At 49.2% G+C, this 1,740-nt stretch carries 3 protein-coding genes and 2 pseudogenes; 4 read left to right on the top strand and 1 reads right to left on the bottom strand.

Annotation, left to right across the window (positions count from 1 at the left end; genetic code table 11):
• Positions 1 to 367: 367 nt before the first annotated feature.
• Positions 368 to 487: pseudogene (locus FDW87_RS22915) on the bottom strand (hypothetical protein); the annotation flags it as partial.
• 24 nt (positions 488 to 511) lie between these two features.
• On the opposite strand from FDW87_RS22915, the gene relB reads away from it, so the two are divergent.
• The 4 genes and pseudogenes from relB (at position 512) to FDW87_RS23325 (ending at position 1,267) form a co-directional block, all read left to right on the top strand.
• On the top strand, positions 512 to 751 hold the full coding sequence (gene relB, locus FDW87_RS17210; protein WP_000534858.1) for a type II toxin-antitoxin system antitoxin RelB: 240 nt from the start codon (positions 512 to 514) through the stop codon (positions 749 to 751).
• On the top strand, positions 751 to 1,038 hold the full coding sequence (gene relE, locus FDW87_RS17205; RefSeq protein ID WP_000323025.1) for a type II toxin-antitoxin system mRNA interferase RelE: 288 nt from the start codon (positions 751 to 753) through the stop codon (positions 1,036 to 1,038). The genes relB and relE overlap by 1 nt, the downstream gene beginning before the upstream one ends.
• A 33-nt stretch (positions 1,039 to 1,071) precedes the next feature.
• A pseudogene (locus tag FDW87_RS17200) lies at positions 1,072 to 1,200 on the top strand (DUF5431 family protein); the annotation flags it as partial.
• Positions 1,148 to 1,267, top strand: coding sequence for a type I toxin-antitoxin system Hok family toxin (locus tag FDW87_RS23325; RefSeq protein ID WP_371415030.1), 120 nt, complete (start codon positions 1,148 to 1,150; stop codon positions 1,265 to 1,267). The pseudogene FDW87_RS17200 and the gene FDW87_RS23325, both read left to right, overlap by 53 nt.
• Positions 1,268 to 1,740: the final 473 nt, after the last annotated feature.

The following is a 1,740-nucleotide window of genomic DNA, read 5'->3' as shown; positions in this document are numbered from 1 at the left end:
GAAAACCAGTATTATCAACGGCTCGGAAGTGTCTAGATTATCCGTGGCGATTCACTTCTGATTTCTGTAGGGTACAAAATAAATCTATGAAAGAAGTCAGAACTGATATTGATACACACTTACTTGTTAATGGCGTTGCTCGCCTGACGTTTAAATGCGTTTAAATATTCCTACGGTTTATGATTTTTCATAAAACTAAGGTGGCTGTTGTGAAATATGTTCTCTCTGCGCATATTCTTACGGCCACTAGGTGATAATATAGTTATCCCCTAAAAACGTCCCTTTCCCTGTTGGAAATATTCCGATATTCACCTATTTATACCAATACCTCCATTCTTCATTAAGGGCTAAGGAGCGGTTTGCTTGAGCTAGTAGTAACGTCCGTTCCTGGCACAAAGCGGACAGTGATCACCGTTCTTACGACTACTTTCTGACTTCCTTCGTGACTTGCCCTAAGCATGTTGTAGTGCGATACTTGTAATGACATTTGTAATTACAAGAGGTGTAAGACATGGGTAGCATTAACCTGCGTATTGACGATGAACTTAAAGCGCGTTCTTACGCCGCGCTTGAAAAAATGGGCGTAACTCCTTCTGAAGCGCTTCGTCTCATGCTCGAGTATATCGCTGACAATGAACGCTTGCCGTTCAAACAGACACTCCTGAGTGATGAAGATGCTGAACTTGTGGAGATAGTGAAAGAACGGCTTCGTAATCCTAAGCCAGTACGTGTGACGCTGGATGAACTCTGATGGCGTATTTTCTGGATTTTGACGAGCGGGCACTAAAGGAATGGCGAAAGCTGGGCTCGACGGTACGTGAACAGTTGAAAAAGAAGCTGGTTGAAGTACTTGAGTCACCCCGGATTGAAGCAAACAAGCTCCGTGGTATGCCTGATTGTTACAAGATTAAGCTCCGGTCTTCAGGCTATCGCCTTGTATACCAGGTTATAGACGAGAAAGTTGTCGTTTTCGTGATTTCTGTTGGGAAAAGAGAACGCTCGGAAGTATATAGCGAGGCGGTCAAACGCATTCTCTGAACCAAAGCATGACATCTCTGTTTCGCACCGAAGGTGACACTTCTGCTTTGCGTTGACAGAGAAGAAGGCTATGAAACTGCCACGAAACACCCTGCTCGGGTGTGTATTAATAGTGTGTCTCACACTGTTGATATTCGCTTACCTGACCCGGAAATCGCTCTGCGAAATCCGCTACAGGGACACGAACAGGGAGGTGGTGGCTTTTATGGCTTACGAATCCGCTAAGTAGCTAACCCCCGCCAATCAGGGGCTGTGGTGGTTTGGTCATGCCTGAAGCGCCTTTATGAAGGGGTTGCCGGTTCGCTGGCAGCCCCTTTTTCCGATCGCAAGCATGAACAGCCAGGAAGGACGGTTCCCTCCGGGAACGGGGAAGGGCGGCAGCGCCCGCTCTCTTCCCGCCCTGTCCATTGTGATTTACTGATTGCGGATCATTTATCTACTGTCTGCATGGTTCTGTTCTATTCCTCTGGTCTCAGTAATAACAGACTGATGGCCCCCTTCGGCTCCTGACCAACTGGCGCTGTCCAGTCGTCGAGCCCCACTCCGCCAGGGCAACTGCTGCGCACCTGCCAGTCTCCGCCTAACCCCTGCGGTTTTCGGGCCATACGGCTAGGGTCTGATGGCGAAGGTCAACCCCTGCGGTTTGCTGCACCCGTGCCGGTCGTGCCGCCTCCACCGCGCCGGCGATGCCGTCGCTCTGAT

The organism is Citrobacter sp. wls826 (assembly GCF_005281245.1).
Lineage (GTDB): Bacteria > Pseudomonadota > Gammaproteobacteria > Enterobacterales > Enterobacteriaceae > Citrobacter > Citrobacter braakii.
Note: the sequence above shows the minus strand (reverse complement) of the source record. Positions and strands in the feature narration are given on the sequence as shown.